The following is a 16,367-nucleotide window of genomic DNA, read 5'->3' as shown; positions in this document are numbered from 1 at the left end:
AAACCCGACCAGTGGGTTGCGATGGCGCTCAGGTTTGCTGCGCTCTAGCGCCCAATCGAGTGCTCGCGACTGGGCGCTGAAAGCAAGCTCCGGGTTTAGATGGTGCCGACGCGGAAAAAGCCCACCGTTTCTTGCAGATGGATCGCTTGCGTGCTCATTTCTTCGGCGGTGGCCGAGAGTTCTTCCGATGACGAGGCATTGAGCTGGGTGGTGTGCGCCAACTGGTTAATCGCGCTATTGATCTGGTCGATGCCATTGCTTTGCTCGCGCGAGGCGGCGGAGATTTCCTGTACCAGATCGGCCGTTTTGCGGATTGATGGCAGCATTTCATCGAGCAAATGTCCGGCATTTTGCGCCTGTGTCACGCTATTGCTCGCCAGCTCGCTGATTTCCTGGGCCGCAATCTGGCTGCGTTCGGCCAGCTTGCGCACTTCGGCTGCGACCACCGCAAAGCCTTTGCCGTGCTCGCCTGCGCGTGCCGCTTCAATCGCGGCATTGAGTGCCAGCAGATTGGTCTGGTAGGCAATATCGTCAACAATGCTGATTTTATTGGCGATCTGCTGCATGGCGACGACGGTTTTTTTCACCGCTTCGCCGCCATCACCCGCGTCGCTGGCCGATTTGCTCGCCATGCCGTCGGTAATGCGGGCATTGTCGGCATTTTGCGAAATGGTTGAGGTGATTTCTTCGACCGCCGCGCTGGTCTGCTCGACGCTGGCCGCCTGTTCGGACGAATTCTGGCTCAGTGTTTGCGCCGAGGCGCTGACTTCTTCGGATGCTGACGCCAGCGCATTGGCCGACTGGGTGACTTCGCCAATCACGCTGGTCAGCTTGCTGACCATTTGCTGGATGCTAAAGAGCATCGAGCTGTGATCGTTGGCGTTCAGATTCACGCGCACAGTCAGATCGCCGTCCGCCACTCGCTGCAACACGGCAACGGCTTCGCTGGGCTCGCCGCCCACCTGACGCATAATCATGCGGGTGACAAACAGGCCGATCACGACTGCCAGCACAAAGCCACCCAGCATCAGGCCTACCATCAGCTGCACCATTTGCTCGGCGGTGCTGCGGGATTCCTGGTCGATCTGCGTGGCGTAGTCGTCATTGACCTTGATCAGCTTGCCGATGGTCGCCGCCAGCGCGTCGTACAGTGGCCGCGTTTCATTGCTCAGCACGCTTTGCGCTTCGGCTGGCTGCTCGGCCAGCAGCAGATCGGTGACTTTTTTGGCCGACGCACGATAGGCGGGTAATTGCTGCTTGTATACGGTGATCAGGCGCTTTTCTTCATCGATCAGCAGGGTGTTTTCATAGGCGGTAAACAGGCTGTCCAGTGCTTGTTCGGTGTCGGTATTCTGTTTGACCAGATCAAGCGTGCGCTCTCTGTTCTGGAACATGATGGCCACGTAGAGGCGGCGATAGTGGTGCAGATTTTGTGTCTCCACCTTGGACAGATCACGAATCGGCACCAGCCGGTCGGCGTACATGCTGGACATCAAATGTGTCATCACCTTCAGTTCCTTGACGGCGATGCCGCCAATCAGCAAGGCAATGGTGGCGACCACCAGGAAGGAGACGATCAATTTGCTCATCAGACGAAGATTGGAAAACCATGCCATACAAAACCCCTTAGTTTGATTGCGATAGCCACCCGGATTAGCAAGCGCTCATGGAGTATAGAAAATCCGCCGCTCTTTGCTGACAGAGTCGTGTCACGATCACCACAGGCCAGCTGTCACCACCTGCACGTCGAGCGCTGTAAATCGTGTCGGTGAGATGGCAGAGTCGAAATACCGCCAAGTGTATGCGCTGCAATGGTAGTATTTGCGTGGCATGCAGCCATATACCGGTAGATGATCGCAGTTGTACGCAGTGTGAATCAGGAGCGCTTATGAACTGGCTATATCTGGCCATCGCGATTATTGCCGAGGTGATCGCCACCTCGGCGCTCAAGGCCACGGCGGGCTTTAGCCGTCTATTACCGTCGCTGCTGGTTGTGGCAGGCTATGGCACGGCGTTTTATTTTTTGTCGCTCACGCTGCGCAGCATCCCGCTGGGAATAGCCTATGCGCTGTGGTCTGGCGTGGGGATTGTCTTGGTCAGCATGGTCGGCTGGTTGCTGTATCGCCAAAGCCTGGATCTGCCGGCGATGGTGGGCATTGCGCTGATTATCAGCGGGGTGCTGGTGATTAATCTGTTTTCCAAAACCGCCGTGCATTAAGCTCGATATACTGGCTGTGGTATTGGCGTGTAGGCAATGCTCATATTGATCTACATTGATATACCCCATTGACTAAACGAAGCATGAAAAAGGAGCCGTCATCCATCGGGGCGATGGATGACGCAGCGCTTAGGCCTTTTGCGTGACTTGGGTTCGCCGATCCAGATCGGTATTTAAATCAATCTGTCGCACCGTGCCAGCGCCACCCTGCTCGCCCAGCCAGACGCCGCTGGCGCGCAGTTGGGCCAGCACGACATCGGCGGCTTTTTCGCTAAAAGGCGTGGACACCGATTGCACCGAAATCGCGCCTACGCCAGCCTGATTCAGGCTGCGTACCTGATCGCTGCCGCTATGCCATAGCTTGAGCTGCTCAAATGCGGCGTCGCCGCTATCGAGCCAGCCATTGCCATCACGATCAAGCAGCGCCAGCTCGGCAAAGCCATTGCCGCTTTGTGCGCCAAACAGCTCGGTGCCATCGTCCGCTTGGCCATTCTGGTTGCGATCGACAAACAGCAGCTCGGCTTGCGGCAGGCGCAGCGCTTCGGCTTGGCCATCGGCATTCAGATCAAAATTCACCGTGTCTTGATTAAGCGCCATGCTAGGCGCGCCAAAATCAAGCACCAGCGGGTCGCGCAGAACGCTGCTGGTGCTGGTCACGCTGCTATAGCTGGCCTCGCGCCGCAGTGTGTAATCCACCGCAAATTGCCGCTGGCTGCCATCGGCAAGGCAAACTTTGCCGACCGCATTCATGCTGCACGATTCGCTTTCGCGCACATGTACCCGAGTGGTGGTCTCCAGCCATTGCGGCGCTGCTGGTGCTGTGCCTGTGTTGCCGAGGTCGGTGGTGGGTAGCGGGGTGATGGGCTTGGCCTGACAAGGCGAGTGATCGCCAAACAGGAGGGCGAGCAAAGACTGAAAACGCTTGCGCTTGGCTTCCAGTGCCGCCTCGGTGTCGGCTGCCGCCGTGGCTGCTGGTGTGGCCGGATTACTGCCTATTTCGGCTTTGACTTGTGCCAGCAGGCTGCTGAAGCTGGGCTGCTTCGATAGTGTGATTTCGCTGCTGAGCCAGCGCTCGCTCTGCGCCTCGTGCGCGCTGCTCAGTTGCAATTGGCTGGACAAAATATGCATGGCTTTACTCCTGGCAAGGGTAGAAGTCATTGCCGTGCATAAGCCGTGCCAAGTTGATAAATCAGGGCTAAACTTGATTTTTGCTGCACAACACTTGGTCAGGTCGAAGTGCGGGAGGGGGCTCTCATGGACCGCTGCTTGATTTTCTTTACTATTTTAATGCTGACCCGTTTGGCCGAGGCCCAAGACTGTACCTTGATTATGGGGTATCGCACTACGGATCGACTGCCTTATATTGAGGCTGCGCCCAATAACTCAGGGCTTTATCTAGAATTATATGCCGAGGCCAGTCGGCGCATCGGCTGCCAGCTGAAAGTGATCCGTGAACCGAAAAATCGGATTATGGAGTCGGTCAAAAATGGCAGGATTGATTTCTATCCGGGACTCATTTTTTCGCCTGAGCGTGCTAAAGATTTCTTCTTTGTTCCCAATGGTTTGCCTTCGCAGCAGGTGGCGCTCACTCGTAGTGGTTTGCCGCTGATGAGCTCATTGCAAAGCATGCGAGGTAAAACACTGATTATGGCGATGGGCGGTGCTTACAAGCATGCCATTCAATATGGCATCAATCTTCGTACTCCACCCGAGCTAGAGGTTGCAAAAGGCATCGAATTTATTGAAGAAGGAAAGGGCGATGTGTATGTCGACGAATTGAGCTCCTTGAGTTTTTATTTGAAAGACTATCCAAAAAAAGACCGATTGATGCTCCATCCCAATTGCTGTGGTGGTCCCAGTCATTTCACGATGGGAGTCTCACGCAAAAGCAAAAACGCCCGCTATATTCCTAACCCGGAGTTTGACCCATTTCACGAAATTTCTGTCGAGAATGATCCAATCAAGCTTGCTCTTGATTCGCCACTTGGGCGCTTTAGCCAGGCGGTTTTGCAGCTGAGTAAAGATGGTTTTACGGCAAAACTTTACAAGCAATATTACAGTATCGACATGCCTAAAATCCCCGAAAACAACTAAGACCAAATGGCAGAAACCCCGGAATACGGGGCTTCTGAATACCTGCTGCATGTATATGTCCGCAGCTCAATCTTAGTAATGGTTGCGGTAACATACCCAGGATTTAGCGTTTTTCCCCGTGCAGCAGGGCTTCGTTGGCATCGGCAAAACTCATTTCATGGTTTTTCACAAACCGCGTTTTGTACTTGATGCGATAGCCGAACCAGATGGCGAAAAACATCGGGATGCCAATATACGTGGCAATCACGCCGATCCAGTCGATATTTCCCGCCATAAACGCCTGGTAATTCTGCCCCAGCATCACCAGCACACACAGCGCAAATGCAAACAGCGGCCCGTAGGGAAAGAACGGCGATTGATACGGCAGCTCATCCAAGGAGTGGCCTTGCGCCAAAAAGCCCTGACGGAAGCGAAAGTGGCTCACCGCGATACCGAGCCAGGCAATAAAGCCGGTCATCCCCGACATATTCAAGAGCCATAGATACACGGTTTTATCTTCGCCCAGCGCAGTCAGAAAGCACAGCATGCCGACCGCTGTAGTTGCATACAGCGCATTGCGCGGTACGCCATTATTGGCCAGTTTGCCAAAGATTTTGGGCGCCAAGCCTTGCGTCGCCAGCGTATACAGCATGCGCGTTGACGCGTACATGCCCGAGTTACCCGCCGAAATAATCGCCGTCAAAATCACCGCGTTCATCAGCGCTGCCGAGAAGGCTAAACCTGCATTCTGGAACACCAGCGTAAATGGGCTCAGGCCAATATCGGCGATGTCGTTCTTGAGCAAATGTGGATCGGTGTACGGAATCAGCATGCCGATCAGGAAAATCGCAATCACATAAAATAGCAAAATACGCCAAAACACTTGGCGAATCGCGCGCGGAATCGCACGGTGCGGGTTTTCTGCTTCACCCGCCGCGACGCCGATCAGCTCGGTGCCCTGGAATGAAAACCCGGCCACCATCATTACACCGATCATCGCAGGCAAGCCACCCACAAAAGGCGCATCGCCTGTCGTGAAGTTATGCCAGCCAGCCTGTTCGCCGCCGTGCATAATGCCGGCGATCATCAGTACGCCAGTCACAATAAACACGATCACCGTCACTACCTTGATTAGCGAGCACCAGAATTCGGCCTCGCCAAAGCCGCGCACCGAGATGACATTGAGCGCAAACATCACGGCTAAAAACAGACCACTCCAGTAAATGCCCGGCACATCGGGAAACCAGAACGCCATAATCAGCTGCGCTGCGACCAGCTCGACGGCAATCGTTACCGCCCAGTTGTACCAGTAATTCCAGCCCAGCGCGAAGCCAAAGCCGGGATCAACAAAGCGTGCGCCGTAAGTGGCAAACGAGCCCGAAACCGGCATATACGCCGCCAGCTCGCCTAAGCTGGTCATTAGAAAATACACCATCAGGCCAATCAGCAGGTAGGCGGCAATGGCTCCGCCCGGCCCTGCTTGTGCAATGGTTGCACCTGAGGCGACAAACAGCCCGGTGCCGATTGAGCCGCCGATTGCAATCATGGAAAGATGGCGCGCTTTTAAATTGCGCCGCAAAGTACCCGGAGGTGAAGTGGTGCTCATCGTTTCTGCTTCAGTAATTTGATTAAAAAATAAGCAATGATGATGCCCTAAACTGTGGGAATTGTCGTTTGTGGCTATCCCCTAGAATAAAGCCCCAGCCTTGTGAATGCCCTGATAGCTGACTATAGTTCAAGCCGATTTTCAGGCTTGCTCATGATCTGATTTTTAGGCTTGTTTGGAGGTTTTATGTTGCCTGAAGTATCGCTGCTACGATCAGGCCTGATGGCTGTTCTGGGCGCCGGCGTATTGCTGTATGGCAGCAGCACGGTACAGGCAGCTGACTTGCCCGAGCTGACCATTTATACCGAAAACGATCCGCCGTACGTCACCGTGGACGAACAAGGCCAGGTTGGCGGCCTGACCAAGCCTAGGCTGCAGCGCTTTTTGCAATCAATCGGCTATTCAGCCCGCGATATCAAAGTCCAGCCTTGGGTACGCGCCTATAAAGAGGCGATGAGCCAGCCCAATGTCCTGATTTACCCGATTGCCAAAACTCCGGAGCGTGAAGCGCGGCTGACTTATCTGTACCGGCTATACGATGCCAGCGTCTATTTTTACCGGCTTAGTGAGCGCACCGATATCCGGGTGAATAATCTGGCCAGCGCTAAAAAATACCGCGTCTGCGCCGTGCGCGGCGACTACCGGGCCGAATACCTGCAAAGCCAGCGGTTTGGGCGCATTGATCTGGCGCCCGATTCAACGGCCAACCTGAAGAAATTCCTTGCCGGGCGCTGCGATCTGGCCATCCTCACCGAAATCGGTATCCACAGCAAACTCGCCCAGCTCAACGAAAAACCCGAACGCGTCAGCATTGCCTATCCTTTGCTCGAACTCGACAGCAATCTGTATATCGCCATCAACAGTTCCAGTAAGCCCGAGACCATCAAGCTACTGAAAAAACGCGCCGCAGCGCTCGATTAGTTGTTTCCGAATCAGATTGGCGTCGTGCCCAGCTCTTCGGCCAGAATGTCGAGCAATGTGCGAACTGCTGGCGCTAGGCCGCGCTGGCTGACATACACCGCTTGCACGTGGCCGAGTGGGAAATGCCAGTCGGGTAGCACTTCCACTAGATCGCCACTGGCCAGATCGGCTACCACGGCGTCAGCGGGCAGAATGGTGACGCCCAGTCCGGCAATGGCAGCTTGTCGCCTGAGGCCGAAATGCTCGGTGGCCAGCCGAGGTGGCAGGATAAATTCGCGGCTTTCTCCGGCCGCGTTGACCAGCCGCCAATGAATGCGCTGGTCGGGCCCCAGCATGCCCAGTGCCGGTGCCATCGCCAGTGCGCCCGGTGTGTTAATGCCACCCAGTCTGGCGATCAGTGCGGGGCTGGCCACCAGCTTGATCTGGCTGGGGCGCAAACGCCGGGTGGCCCATTGCAAATCTTCATCGTCGGTGGCGCGTACGCGCAGTGCAACATCGATATTTTCTTCCAGCAGATCAACCCGGCGCGGTGTTGCGATGGTTTCAAGCACCACTTTCGGATTTTCGCTGATATAGCGCAGCAAGGTTTGGCTCAGTCCGTCCATCATCGCGGGCGGCATGCTTAGCCTGACCCGGCCAGCCGGTTCGATGCGCTGGCTGGCCACCACACATTCGGCAGCCTCGGCTTCGCGTAGCAAAGCCTGACAGTGACCTAGAAATTTCTGCCCAACGTCGGTGAGTGTCAGCTTGCGTGTGCTGCGCTGGAGCAGGCGTACGCCAAGGCGTTCTTCCAGTCCGGCAATCCGCCGCGACAGGCGCGATTTGGGTATCCCCAATTGCCGCGCCGCCGCAGAAAAACCGCCAAATTCGATCACGCGGGCGAAATACACATAATCGTTAAAGTCTGCACAGATTGGCGTCATAAATAGAACGATCCTTCCTGATTTTGCTATCTAGTGCCTATTTTGCGCCAAATATAAGATGAGCACATCAAAACATTGCACCAAAAAGGAAAGCATCATGAACCTGCTCCATATCGATTCCAGCATCCTGGGTGATCACTCGGTATCACGCCAGCTGAGTAAAGAAGTCGTTGAAAGTATCCGTCTGGCCGAGCCAGCGCTGAATGTGACTTACCGCGATGTGACCAGCTCGGCGACTTTGCATCTGGATGGCCAATTACTGGCCGCCAAAGGTACGCCCGAGCAACAACGCAACGCGCAACAAGTGCATCAGGTTAGTATCGCCGAGGCGGTGATGGCCGAGTTTTTAGCTGCCGACGTGCTGGTGATTGGCGCGCCAATGTACAACTTCTCGATCCCCAGCCAGCTTAAAGCGTGGATCGATATGATTAGCGTGGCGGGTGTAACGTTCAAATACGGCCCTAACGGTGCAGAAGGCCTGGCTGGTGACAAACGCGCGGTGATTGTTGCGACCGCAGGCGGCCAGCATGCGGGCACGCCGACCGGCATTGCGCACATTGATTACCTGCGCGTCTTGCTGGGCTTTTTGGGCATTAGCGATATTCGCGTGATTGCCGCCGAAGGCTTGGCGATGGGCCCCGAAGTGCGTGATCCCGCGCTGGCGGCTGCGCGTGCGCAATTGAGTGAAATTGCGGCCTAAATGAGCTAAAAATCATTTAAAGTTGCTATTTGCAATTAAAAACGGCCAATTTTAGTATTGAATTGGCCGTTTTTTTATGCCCCTATTTGCAACAAAGTTGCGCAACCATGTTGCAATTGTCTATGCTAATGGCTTTTTTGGCGGAGCCGTAGCATGAAAAAACTAACTGTCACCGTTTTATCCGGCTTTCTGGGCGCAGGTAAAACCACCTTGATGAATCACGTGCTGAAAAACCGCGCCGGCCTGCGCGTGGCGGTGATTGTGAATGATCTATCGGATGTGAATATCGACGGCGAGCTGATCCATCAGGGCGGCTTTGCGCGCGGTGAAGAGCGTCTGGTGGAAATGAGCAATGGCTGTATTTGCTGCACGCTGCGCGAGGATTTGCTCGAAGAAGTGGCGCGTTTGGCCAAAGAAGATCGCTTTGATTATCTGCTGATCGAATCCACCGGTATTGCCGAGCCTTTGCCGGTGGCCGAGACATTTACCTTCCGCGACGAGCAAGGCCAATCGCTATCTGATCTGGCGCAGCTCGATACAATGGTGACGGTGGTCGATGCGTTTAACTTTTTGCGCGATTACGCGGGAGGCGATTTGCTGGCCGAACGGGGCGAAACCGCTGGTGAAGAAGACGATCGCACCGTGGTGGATTTGCTGGTCGAGCAAGTCGAATTTTGTGATGTGCTGGTGATTAGCAAGCCAGACCTGGTCAGCGCTGAGCAGCTGGAGCAATTGCAAAGCATTCTGGCCGCGCTTAATCCACGTGCAGTGCAATGGGTCGCTGAAAACGGCGAAGTGCCACTGAATGCAATTTTGGGAACCGGCCGTTTTGACTTTGACGAAGCCGCCAACGCACCGGGCTGGCTGGCCCAATTGCGTGGTGAACCTGCTGTAAAAGTGCCAGAAACCGAAGAATATGGCATTAGCAGCTTTGTCTGGAATGCGCGCCGCCCGCTGCACCCGCAGCGTTTCTGGGATCTGATTCACAGCGAATGGGACGGCGTGTTGCGCTCAAAAGGTTTTTTCTGGTTGGCGAGCCGCCCGAGTTTTGCCGGTAGCTGGTCACAAGCCGGTGGGGCGTGTCGCCATGGCGCTGGTGGCTACTGGTGGGCCAGCGTGCCGAAAGCGCATTGGCCGCAAGACGACGATGCGCTTGATGCGATTGCCGATAATTGGGATGACGATTTTGGCGACCGTAAGCAGCAAATCGTGTTTATTGGCATAGAGATGGACGAAGATTTGCTCAAATCACGACTGAATGCCTGTCTGCTAACCGACGCCGAATTGGCCAGTAAAGATTGGAGCAACTACCCTGACCCATTCCCGGCGTGGGGTGTCGTCGCCGATGAACCCGAGGCTGTACCGGCGTAAATCGAACGGCATGCCCTAGTGTGTGCCTACTTGGGAATACACTGCCCCGGCAGATCGGCAATCGCATCCATGACGCTGCTCGCAGTGAGTTTAAAACGACTCCAGACCGGCAGCCCGGCGCGGCTCAAGCGCTGGGCCGTCCAGCTATTGCAGGTGTTCAGCAGGTAATAGTTGCCGACGGCGGCATAAAATTCGCTATCGCCATACAACCCCGGCCCCAGTGGCTGCACGTCTTGCTGCGCGTTCAGTGCCAGACTCTCGCTAATCGCTGCGTTAAGCTGCTCCAGTTGGGTATTGCTCAGACATAAAGGTTTGATTTGCTCTTTGGTGGCATACTTGGCTGGGGTATTGGTGAGTCCGACAATATGCATAATCGAGCCAGAGAGGCCAAACATGGCCTTGAGCGTGATTTTGGCGGTGATTTCTCTCGCCTGATAAAACCCCTTGTCCCCCCAGCCAATTTCAAAATGACTGGCCGCTGCAAAGCGTTTTTGCAGCGCAGGAAAGCGTTGTTTAAACGGTGCCGCAGGCACGATCAGGCCGGTATGCCAGCCATTATTGACCACATACACGGTCTGCTGATTCAGTGCAGTTTCTGCGCGCGCCAGAGGTGGCAGTGCGTACAGGAGTGCATACAAAGCCAGCGCAGCGATGATCTGGCCGATCCGCTTGATGCGTTGGGATAAGTCGCGTTTGAATTGGGTCAACATGGGCACTCACACTTGAAGCCAGCAGCATAAATGCGGGCAAAAGCAGTGTCCATGAAGGCGATGTTACGGTGGGTGCCTGCGTGTTGAGCGCAGGTACAAGGTGCGGGGGGCTCAGCAGATTTTTCGGCAAAAAGGCTGCCTAATTGGGGCTGGCAAGCTAAGTTAAAACATTGCCTCTAGTCTGACATCTGCCATGACTTTGCCCACCCCAACCTGGCTGCATATCGAAGAGCCTGCGCTGCGCCGCCTGCACGAGCCCATGTATGGCAATCTGCAGCCTCACCATCTGGGCAAGCTGGCGCATTCGATTGTGGCGGGCGAAGTGGCCGTGCATCACCGTTGCCCAATTAAAACCACGCTGGGCTCGTGCATCGCGGTGTGTCTGTTTGATCCGCACAGCAGGCTGATCGGCATGAATCATTTCATGGTGCCGCTACGCCATAGCAAGGATGATCTGGACGGCTATTTTTCCGGCATGGCGTCGATGGAAGTGCTGGTCAACGCGATGATGAAGGCGGGCGCGCTCAAGCATCATTTGCTCGCCAAAGCGTTTGGCGGCGGCGATGTGCTGGATATGAACCAGCGCCCGACTGTGGGTCAGGCCAATATCGAATTTACCGAAAGCTGGTTACGCAACGAGAAAATACCGCTGGTCGCCAGTGATCTGGGTGGCAAATGGGCGCGGCAGGTGATTTTTGAGCCGTCGACCGGCGATGTATTTTGTCGCCGCTTTAGCGCACACGCCGCCCGCAGCCGCGAGCTGGGTAAGGCCGAGCTGCAATACGCTGCACAATTGCAGCAAGCGCAGCGCGTGACCAAGATTGATTACTTCTAGTCTGGTATGAGAAATTGGTACGGGTATTTCCATGCAGATCAATCAATTATTGGTCTGCATGGCAATACATACTGGATGTATTCGTAGAGAAGTACAAAAAAACCGGAGCCGGTGCAATGTCTGATCAAGCATTGCGCCGGGTTCCGGTGGTTTTTGCCAGGGCCAGACTGAGCCGCTCAGTGCTGCTCAGTCTGGCCGGGTTTACAGCTTGGATGAGTTTAGAGCTTGCTCAGTGCGCGGCGTGTGGCCACTGCGTTGGCCAGATCCGACAGCAGTTTCTCGGTGTCGTCCCAGCCGATACACGCGTCGGTAATCGATTGGCCGTAGCACAATTCTTTACCCGCGCCGTCGTCCTGGCGGCCTTCAACCAGATGGCTTTCCACCATCACGCCGAAGATTGCGTCATTGCCGCTCGATACTTGCGCACAGGTATCAGCGCACACTTCCATCTGGCGACGGAAATCCTTGCGGCTGTTCGCGTGGCTAAAGTCGATCATGATCTTTTTTGCCAGGCCGGCTGCTGCCAAGTCCGCGCTGGCTGCGCGTACATGCGTTTCATCGTAGTTCGGCTCTTTACCGCCGCGCAGAATCACGTGGCAATCCGGATTGCCGCCAGTCGCAACAATCGCAGAGTGTCCGTACTTCGTTACTGACAGGAAATGGTGCGGCTGACCGGCGGATTTAATCGCATCAAACGCGATTTTCAGATTGCCGTCGGTGCCGTTTTTAAAGCCCACCGGGCAAGACAGACCTGAAGCCAGCTCGCGGTGAACTTGCGATTCGGTTGTACGTGCGCCAATCGCGCCCCAGCTCATCAGATCGGCCACGTACTGCGGCGTGATCATATCGAGGAACTCGCCCGCCGTCGGCATGCCGGTGTTGTTCAAATCAACCAGCAATTTGCGCGCAATGCGCAGGCCTTCGTTGATATTGAAGCTGCCATTAAGGAATGGATCGTTGATCAGACCTTTCCAGCCAACGGTGGTACGCGGTTTTTCAAAGTAAACGCGCATCACGATTTCCAGCTGGCCTTTGTATTGCTCGCGCAATTTCAGCAGGCGCTGGCCGTATTCCAGTGCTGATTTCGGATCGTGAATCGAACAGGGGCCAATGATCACCAGCAGGCGGTCGTCATTACCAGTCAGCATTTGATGAATCGCCTGGCGCGTTTCAAATACCGAGGTCGACGCGGTTTCATTCACTGGATATTTTTCGATTACTGCCACGGGCGGAAGTAACTCTTTGATTTCGCGGATGCGGACGTCGTCGGTTTGGTAATGCATGATCTTCCCTGCAGGCTAAGTGCAATCAGAGATTGCCTGTATATTCTTTAAAGAGAAGAGATTATCGTCTAAAGCGCCTGGCGGCAAGCGACGAAACGCAAAAAGCGCGTGGCAGGTGACTGGATGGGAATAAATCAGGCTGATTTGCAGTCGGCGCAAATGCCTTTGACGGTAATTTCTACCGAGTCGGCGATAAAAGACTTGGGCAGCGCCACTGGCAGATCGGTTTTGGCGTCTTCCAGGCAATAAAACCGGCCGCATTGCTGGCAATGAAAATGCGCATGATGATGCGGCGCTTTGGCTGCCGAGAAGCGCCAAACCCGATCGTCGCCGGATAATTTATGCGCCAGATTTTCGGCGGTCAGCCAGTCGAGTACGCGGTAAACGGTAACGCGATCAAGCCCCGGCGCGAGCAATTCCTGAATATCCAGATGCGACAGCGGGCGCTGCGCGCCAAGCAGGGTCGCCAAAATATCAACCCGCGCTGGCGTGATGCGAGCGCGGGTTTTGCTGATCAGTTCACGCGCGGTGGCGCGTGTGGTGTCATTCATGGGAGGGCAATCAATCCGCGTACTGTTTTTTCTGCCGTTCGCGGCGTTCTTGCGCTTCCAGCGACAAAGACGCGGTTGGACGCGCCAGCAGACGCAGCAGGCCAATCGGCTCGCCCGTATCTTCGCAGTAGCCGTAGTTTTCTTCGGCGATTTTGCGCAATGTCGAGTCGATTTTCAGCAATAGCTTGCGTTCGCGGTCACGCGTACGCAATTCCAATGCGTATTCTTCTTCCAGAGTGGCACGGTCAGCCGGATCAGGTGTGGCTTCTTGCTCTTGCAGATGGCTGGTGGTCTGGCTGGCATTGGCGACCAATTCAGCTTTCATTTGCACCAGACGCTCGCGGAAGAACTCGAGGTGATCCGCGTTCATATAGTCATCTTCGGGGCCTTTCCAGTCCCGGATGTCTTGTTCCGTGAGTTTTGCCATGATTATTCTCGCTTTTTGACAAGGTTGGCCGCTTACAAAATAAGCAACCCAGTAGGGCACGCAGCTTAATCAACTCCGCAGAGCAATGCAATAAGGTTGCGTGACAATCGTATTAAATCTAGCGTTTTATTGCGCCAAAACCCAGCGAATAATCACGCGCAGGTCTTTGTCTTCAATCTGCTGGGCTGGCATCGGAATCTTGCCCCATTTCCCGCCGGGCAGGCCTTTGCGTACTTCAGCCATCAGCATTGCTTCGGCGTCTTTCTGGCCTTTATAGCGCTTGGCCACTTCTTTGTACGAGGGGCCAACGATTTTCTGATCGACCGAGTGACAGGCCAGACAATTGTACTTGGCGGCGACCTTGGCGCCGTCGTCAGCAGCAAATACCGAGCTAGAGCATAGCAAAGCCAGAACCATCAAAGTGTTGCGCATAATCATCATTCCTTCCCAAAATGTGCAACTATTCTACTCCGCTTCACAGCAGATGCGCGCCTGCGATAAGCCCTTATCTCGGCTGTGCTACACTCGCGCGATTGAGCGGACAATTGATTTGGGAAGACAAGAGATGGATCGTGGGCAACGTTTTATGGCTGCGGCGATGGTTTTATCGCTGATTGCGCACGCCTTCCCCATTTTTGGCATTCAGTTTGTCCTGCCTGATCCACGCCAGTTTATTTCGCAGCAACCGCTAGATATTGTGCTGGTTAACCAGAAAACCACCACTCGCCCCAGCAATGCCGAAGTTGAAGCGCAGGCCGATCTGGATGGCGGCGGCAATACCGACGCGCCCGATCACCGCGTTAAATCGGCGCTGCCTGCCAAATCCAAGCAAACCGAGCTGGAGCTGGAGCAGGTGGAGTCACGCCTGAAAAAGCTGGAAGAGCAAAACAACCAGCTGATGACGCAGTTGAAATCGCCGCAGAAAGCCGCAACCGATAGCAAAAATGTGCAGGATAAACCCGACGGTCAGCCGCTGGATCTGGAAGAACTCAAAGACCAGGTGCGCAAGCAGCAGGAAATCGCCGGCCTGGCCGCCCAGATTGCCAAGCAAAATCACGAATATCAGAGCAAGCCGCGCAAAGCCTTTGTCGGCGCGCGCGCCAAGCAAACCAGTGTGGCCATGTATATGGACGGCTGGCGGCAGAAAATCGAGAAAGTGGGCACCATGGCCTATCCGGTCGATGCCACAGGCAAGAAAATCTACGGTCAATTGCGCGTTACGGTTGAAATTGACGCCGATGGCTCAATGCGTAACGCCCAAATTGACAAAAGCTCGGGCAATCCACAGCTCGATGCCGCCGCGCTGCGCATTTTAAAAATGGCCGCGCCATTTTCCAGATTGCCGCCCGATATGCTCGACTCCAGCGGCAAACCCGCCACGGTGCTGGTGATCACCCGCACCTGGACCTTCGAGCGCCAAACGCTGACCTCCGATTAATGCGCATCCTCGGCATCGACCCCGGCTCGCGCACGACTGGTTTTGGCGTCATCGACGTTGTTGGCCAGAATCGCGTTTATATCGCTTCGGGCTGCATCAAAACCCAGGGCGGGCCGCTGCCCGAGCGCATCAAAATCATCCTCGACGGCATCGCGCAAATTGTCGCCACTTATCAGCCGAACGAATCGGCCATCGAGCAGGTCTTCGTCAATGTAAACCCCGCAGCCACCTTGATGCTAGGGCAGGCGCGCGGCGCCGCTGTGGCGGCCTTGGTGCTGGCTGGGCTGCCGGTGACGGACTACACCGCCTTGCAAGTCAAACAGGCCGTCGTCGGCAACGGTCATGCCGACAAGGATCAGGTCGGGCTGATGGTGCAGCGCCATTTGCGCCTGTCGGGCGTGCCGCAAGCCGACGCCGCCGACGCACTCGGTGTCGCTCTGACACACGCCCAGCATCAGGGCGGTGCAGCCAAGCAACTCGCGGCGTACCGGATGTCGATGAAACGCGGGCGAATGGCCTAGGGGTATATTCTTGTAAGCTTTTTTGTGATTGCCCTACAGGCATATACATTGCCATGTATTGAGGCGCGCTACTGTTCATGAGCGAATTGCGCGGTAACGGACAGACGATTTTGATTTTCGCCCCGCAAAGCCGTTATACTGTACGTTCGTTCACTTTGGCGCTAGGCGCAGAGCTGCATCATGATTGGTCGTCTCACAGGCAAACTACTGGAAAAACAACCGCCGCAAATCCTACTCGACGTTGGCGGCGTCGGTTACGAAGTGGACGTGCCGATGAGTACTTTCTATGTCTTGCCGCATCTGGGCGAAGCTACGACGCTGTTTACCCATCTGGTGGTGCGTGAAGATGCCCAGCTGCTCTATGGTTTTGCGACTCGCGAGGAGCGCAATAGTTTTCGCACCTTGATCAAGGTATCGGGCATCGGCGCCAAAATCGCGCTCGCGGTCTTGTCGGGCATGACAGCGGACGAGCTGGCGCTGGCGGTGGCATCAGAAGACATCAAGCGCCTGTCGGCTGTACCCGGCATCGGCAAGAAAACCGCCGAACGTCTGGTGCTTGAATTGCGCGGCAAGCTCGCGACTGGCGGCTTGGTCTCCATGCCCGGTGAATTGCCATTGGCCACCACGCCGGACGATCGCAGTGATATTCTCAATGCCTTGCTGGCGCTGGGTTATAACGAGCGCGAAGCCAATCTGGCGATGAAAGCGCTGCCCGCCGATGCCTCAGTCAGCGACGGCATCCGGATGGCGCTCAAATCGCTGGCGAAAGGCTAATGGGTATTTCTTCGCA

At 55.4% G+C, this 16,367-nt stretch carries 18 protein-coding genes; 9 read left to right on the top strand and 9 right to left on the bottom strand.

Annotated elements, in window-relative coordinates; all coding sequences use genetic code 11:
• Positions 1 to 95: 95 nt before the first annotated feature.
• On the bottom strand, positions 96 to 1,616 hold the full coding sequence (locus ABHF33_RS08030) for a methyl-accepting chemotaxis protein (RefSeq protein WP_348946476.1): 1,521 nt from the start codon (positions 1,614 to 1,616) through the stop codon (positions 96 to 98).
• A gap of 272 nt (positions 1,617 to 1,888) precedes the next feature.
• Between ABHF33_RS08030 and ABHF33_RS08025 the strand changes: the two genes are divergently transcribed.
• Positions 1,889 to 2,218, top strand: coding sequence for a DMT family transporter (locus ABHF33_RS08025; RefSeq protein WP_348946475.1), 330 nt, complete (start codon positions 1,889 to 1,891; stop codon positions 2,216 to 2,218).
• Positions 2,219 to 2,347: 129 nt separating this feature from the next.
• Here ABHF33_RS08025 and ABHF33_RS08020 read toward each other — a convergent pair whose 3' ends face one another.
• Positions 2,348 to 3,346, bottom strand: coding sequence for a hypothetical protein (locus ABHF33_RS08020; RefSeq protein WP_348946474.1), 999 nt, complete (start codon positions 3,344 to 3,346; stop codon positions 2,348 to 2,350).
• 126 nt (positions 3,347 to 3,472) lie between these two features.
• Between ABHF33_RS08020 and ABHF33_RS08015 the strand changes: the two genes are divergently transcribed.
• The gene (locus ABHF33_RS08015) at positions 3,473 to 4,312 is read left to right on the top strand and encodes a substrate-binding periplasmic protein (protein ID WP_348946473.1); all 840 of its coding nucleotides are present in this window, start codon (positions 3,473 to 3,475) and stop codon (positions 4,310 to 4,312) included.
• Between the two features lie 103 nt (positions 4,313 to 4,415).
• Here the strand turns inward: ABHF33_RS08015 and ABHF33_RS08010 are convergent, their stop codons facing one another.
• Complete coding sequence (locus ABHF33_RS08010) at positions 4,416 to 5,897, bottom strand: amino acid permease (protein ID WP_348946472.1); 1,482 nt, start codon at positions 5,895 to 5,897, stop codon at positions 4,416 to 4,418.
• A 186-nt stretch (positions 5,898 to 6,083) separates the two neighbouring features.
• Here ABHF33_RS08010 and ABHF33_RS08005 point away from each other — a divergent pair, with 186 nt between their 5' ends.
• Positions 6,084 to 6,818, top strand: a complete 735-nt coding sequence (locus tag ABHF33_RS08005) for a substrate-binding periplasmic protein (RefSeq protein WP_348946471.1) — start codon at positions 6,084 to 6,086, stop codon at positions 6,816 to 6,818.
• 11 nt (positions 6,819 to 6,829) lie between these two features.
• Here the strand turns inward: ABHF33_RS08005 and ABHF33_RS08000 are convergent, their stop codons facing one another.
• On the bottom strand, positions 6,830 to 7,741 hold the full coding sequence (locus ABHF33_RS08000; protein WP_348946470.1) for a LysR substrate-binding domain-containing protein: 912 nt from the start codon (positions 7,739 to 7,741) through the stop codon (positions 6,830 to 6,832).
• A 97-nt stretch (positions 7,742 to 7,838) separates the two neighbouring features.
• Between ABHF33_RS08000 and ABHF33_RS07995 the strand changes: the two genes are divergently transcribed.
• Together ABHF33_RS07995 and zigA are read left to right on the top strand one after the other, a co-directional pair.
• Positions 7,839 to 8,441 carry an FMN-dependent NADH-azoreductase gene (locus ABHF33_RS07995; RefSeq protein ID WP_348946468.1) on the top strand — a complete coding sequence of 201 codons (603 nt, stop codon included), beginning with the start codon at positions 7,839 to 7,841 and terminating at the stop codon, positions 8,439 to 8,441.
• A 153-nt stretch (positions 8,442 to 8,594) separates the two neighbouring features.
• Positions 8,595 to 9,812 carry a zinc metallochaperone GTPase ZigA gene (gene zigA, locus ABHF33_RS07990; protein ID WP_348946467.1) on the top strand — a complete coding sequence of 406 codons (1,218 nt, stop codon included), beginning with the start codon at positions 8,595 to 8,597 and terminating at the stop codon, positions 9,810 to 9,812.
• A gap of 26 nt (positions 9,813 to 9,838) precedes the next feature.
• On the opposite strand, the gene ABHF33_RS07985 is transcribed toward zigA, so the two are convergent.
• Entirely contained in the window at positions 9,839 to 10,522 is a 684-nt protein-coding gene (locus tag ABHF33_RS07985; RefSeq protein WP_348946466.1) for a TIGR02117 family protein, read from the bottom strand.
• A gap of 193 nt (positions 10,523 to 10,715) precedes the next feature.
• Between ABHF33_RS07985 and ABHF33_RS07980 the strand changes: the two genes are divergently transcribed.
• Entirely contained in the window at positions 10,716 to 11,357 is a 642-nt protein-coding gene (locus ABHF33_RS07980) for a chemotaxis protein CheD (RefSeq protein WP_348946465.1), read from the top strand.
• A gap of 218 nt (positions 11,358 to 11,575) precedes the next feature.
• Here ABHF33_RS07980 and aroG read toward each other — a convergent pair whose 3' ends face one another.
• From aroG to ABHF33_RS07960, 4 genes are all read right to left on the bottom strand, one after another.
• Positions 11,576 to 12,640, bottom strand: a complete 1,065-nt coding sequence (gene aroG / locus ABHF33_RS07975; protein WP_348946464.1) for a 3-deoxy-7-phosphoheptulonate synthase AroG — start codon at positions 12,638 to 12,640, stop codon at positions 11,576 to 11,578.
• A 134-nt stretch (positions 12,641 to 12,774) separates the two neighbouring features.
• Complete coding sequence (locus ABHF33_RS07970; RefSeq protein ID WP_348946463.1) at positions 12,775 to 13,191, bottom strand: Fur family transcriptional regulator; 417 nt, start codon at positions 13,189 to 13,191, stop codon at positions 12,775 to 12,777.
• Between the two features lie 10 nt (positions 13,192 to 13,201).
• Positions 13,202 to 13,618 carry an RNA polymerase-binding protein DksA gene (dksA, locus tag ABHF33_RS07965; RefSeq protein WP_157314930.1) on the bottom strand — a complete coding sequence of 139 codons (417 nt, stop codon included), beginning with the start codon at positions 13,616 to 13,618 and terminating at the stop codon, positions 13,202 to 13,204.
• Positions 13,619 to 13,744: 126 nt separating this feature from the next.
• Entirely contained in the window at positions 13,745 to 14,050 is a 306-nt protein-coding gene (locus ABHF33_RS07960) for a c-type cytochrome (RefSeq protein WP_348946462.1), read from the bottom strand.
• 133 nt (positions 14,051 to 14,183) lie between these two features.
• Between ABHF33_RS07960 and ABHF33_RS07955 the strand changes: the two genes are divergently transcribed.
• The 3 genes from ABHF33_RS07955 (at position 14,184) to ruvA (ending at position 16,351) form a co-directional block, all read left to right on the top strand.
• Entirely contained in the window at positions 14,184 to 15,056 is an 873-nt protein-coding gene (locus ABHF33_RS07955; protein WP_348946461.1) for an energy transducer TonB, read from the top strand.
• A complete protein-coding gene (gene ruvC / locus ABHF33_RS07950; RefSeq protein WP_348946460.1) occupies positions 15,056 to 15,577 on the top strand; it encodes a crossover junction endodeoxyribonuclease RuvC in 522 nt (173 codons plus the stop codon). The genes ABHF33_RS07955 and ruvC overlap by 1 nt, the downstream gene beginning before the upstream one ends.
• A 180-nt stretch (positions 15,578 to 15,757) precedes the next feature.
• Positions 15,758 to 16,351, top strand: a complete 594-nt coding sequence (ruvA, locus tag ABHF33_RS07945; protein ID WP_348946459.1) for a Holliday junction branch migration protein RuvA — start codon at positions 15,758 to 15,760, stop codon at positions 16,349 to 16,351.
• Positions 16,352 to 16,367: the final 16 nt, after the last annotated feature.

It is taken from the genome of Chitinibacter sp. FCG-7 (assembly GCF_040047665.1).
Lineage (GTDB): Bacteria > Pseudomonadota > Gammaproteobacteria > Burkholderiales > Chitinibacteraceae > Chitinibacter > Chitinibacter mangrovi.
The sequence above is the reverse complement of the archived record's forward strand: the minus strand, read 5'-3'. Positions and strand labels throughout refer to the sequence as shown.

Coding starts and splice junctions, on each gene's coding strand:
- ABHF33_RS08030 (WP_348946476.1), bottom strand. CDS start 1,616: ATGGCATGGTTTTCCAATCTTCGTCTGATGAGCAAATTGATCGTCTCC.
- ABHF33_RS08025 (WP_348946475.1), top strand. CDS start 1,889: ATGAACTGGCTATATCTGGCCATCGCGATTATTGCCGAGGTGATCGCC.
- ABHF33_RS08020 (WP_348946474.1), bottom strand. CDS start 3,346: ATGCATATTTTGTCCAGCCAATTGCAACTGAGCAGCGCGCACGAGGCG.
- ABHF33_RS08015 (WP_348946473.1), top strand. CDS start 3,473: ATGGACCGCTGCTTGATTTTCTTTACTATTTTAATGCTGACCCGTTTG.
- ABHF33_RS08010 (WP_348946472.1), bottom strand. CDS start 5,897: ATGAGCACCACTTCACCTCCGGGTACTTTGCGGCGCAATTTAAAAGCG.
- ABHF33_RS08005 (WP_348946471.1), top strand. CDS start 6,084: ATGTTGCCTGAAGTATCGCTGCTACGATCAGGCCTGATGGCTGTTCTG.
- ABHF33_RS08000 (WP_348946470.1), bottom strand. CDS start 7,741: ATGACGCCAATCTGTGCAGACTTTAACGATTATGTGTATTTCGCCCGC.
- ABHF33_RS07995 (WP_348946468.1), top strand. CDS start 7,839: ATGAACCTGCTCCATATCGATTCCAGCATCCTGGGTGATCACTCGGTA.
- zigA (WP_348946467.1), top strand. CDS start 8,595: ATGAAAAAACTAACTGTCACCGTTTTATCCGGCTTTCTGGGCGCAGGT.
- ABHF33_RS07985 (WP_348946466.1), bottom strand. CDS start 10,522: ATGTTGACCCAATTCAAACGCGACTTATCCCAACGCATCAAGCGGATC.
- ABHF33_RS07980 (WP_348946465.1), top strand. CDS start 10,716: ATGACTTTGCCCACCCCAACCTGGCTGCATATCGAAGAGCCTGCGCTG.
- aroG (WP_348946464.1), bottom strand. CDS start 12,640: ATGCATTACCAAACCGACGACGTCCGCATCCGCGAAATCAAAGAGTTA.
- ABHF33_RS07970 (WP_348946463.1), bottom strand. CDS start 13,191: ATGAATGACACCACACGCGCCACCGCGCGTGAACTGATCAGCAAAACC.
- dksA (WP_157314930.1), bottom strand. CDS start 13,618: ATGGCAAAACTCACGGAACAAGACATCCGGGACTGGAAAGGCCCCGAA.
- ABHF33_RS07960 (WP_348946462.1), bottom strand. CDS start 14,050: ATGCGCAACACTTTGATGGTTCTGGCTTTGCTATGCTCTAGCTCGGTA.
- ABHF33_RS07955 (WP_348946461.1), top strand. CDS start 14,184: ATGGATCGTGGGCAACGTTTTATGGCTGCGGCGATGGTTTTATCGCTG.
- ruvC (WP_348946460.1), top strand. CDS start 15,056: ATGCGCATCCTCGGCATCGACCCCGGCTCGCGCACGACTGGTTTTGGC.
- ruvA (WP_348946459.1), top strand. CDS start 15,758: ATGATTGGTCGTCTCACAGGCAAACTACTGGAAAAACAACCGCCGCAA.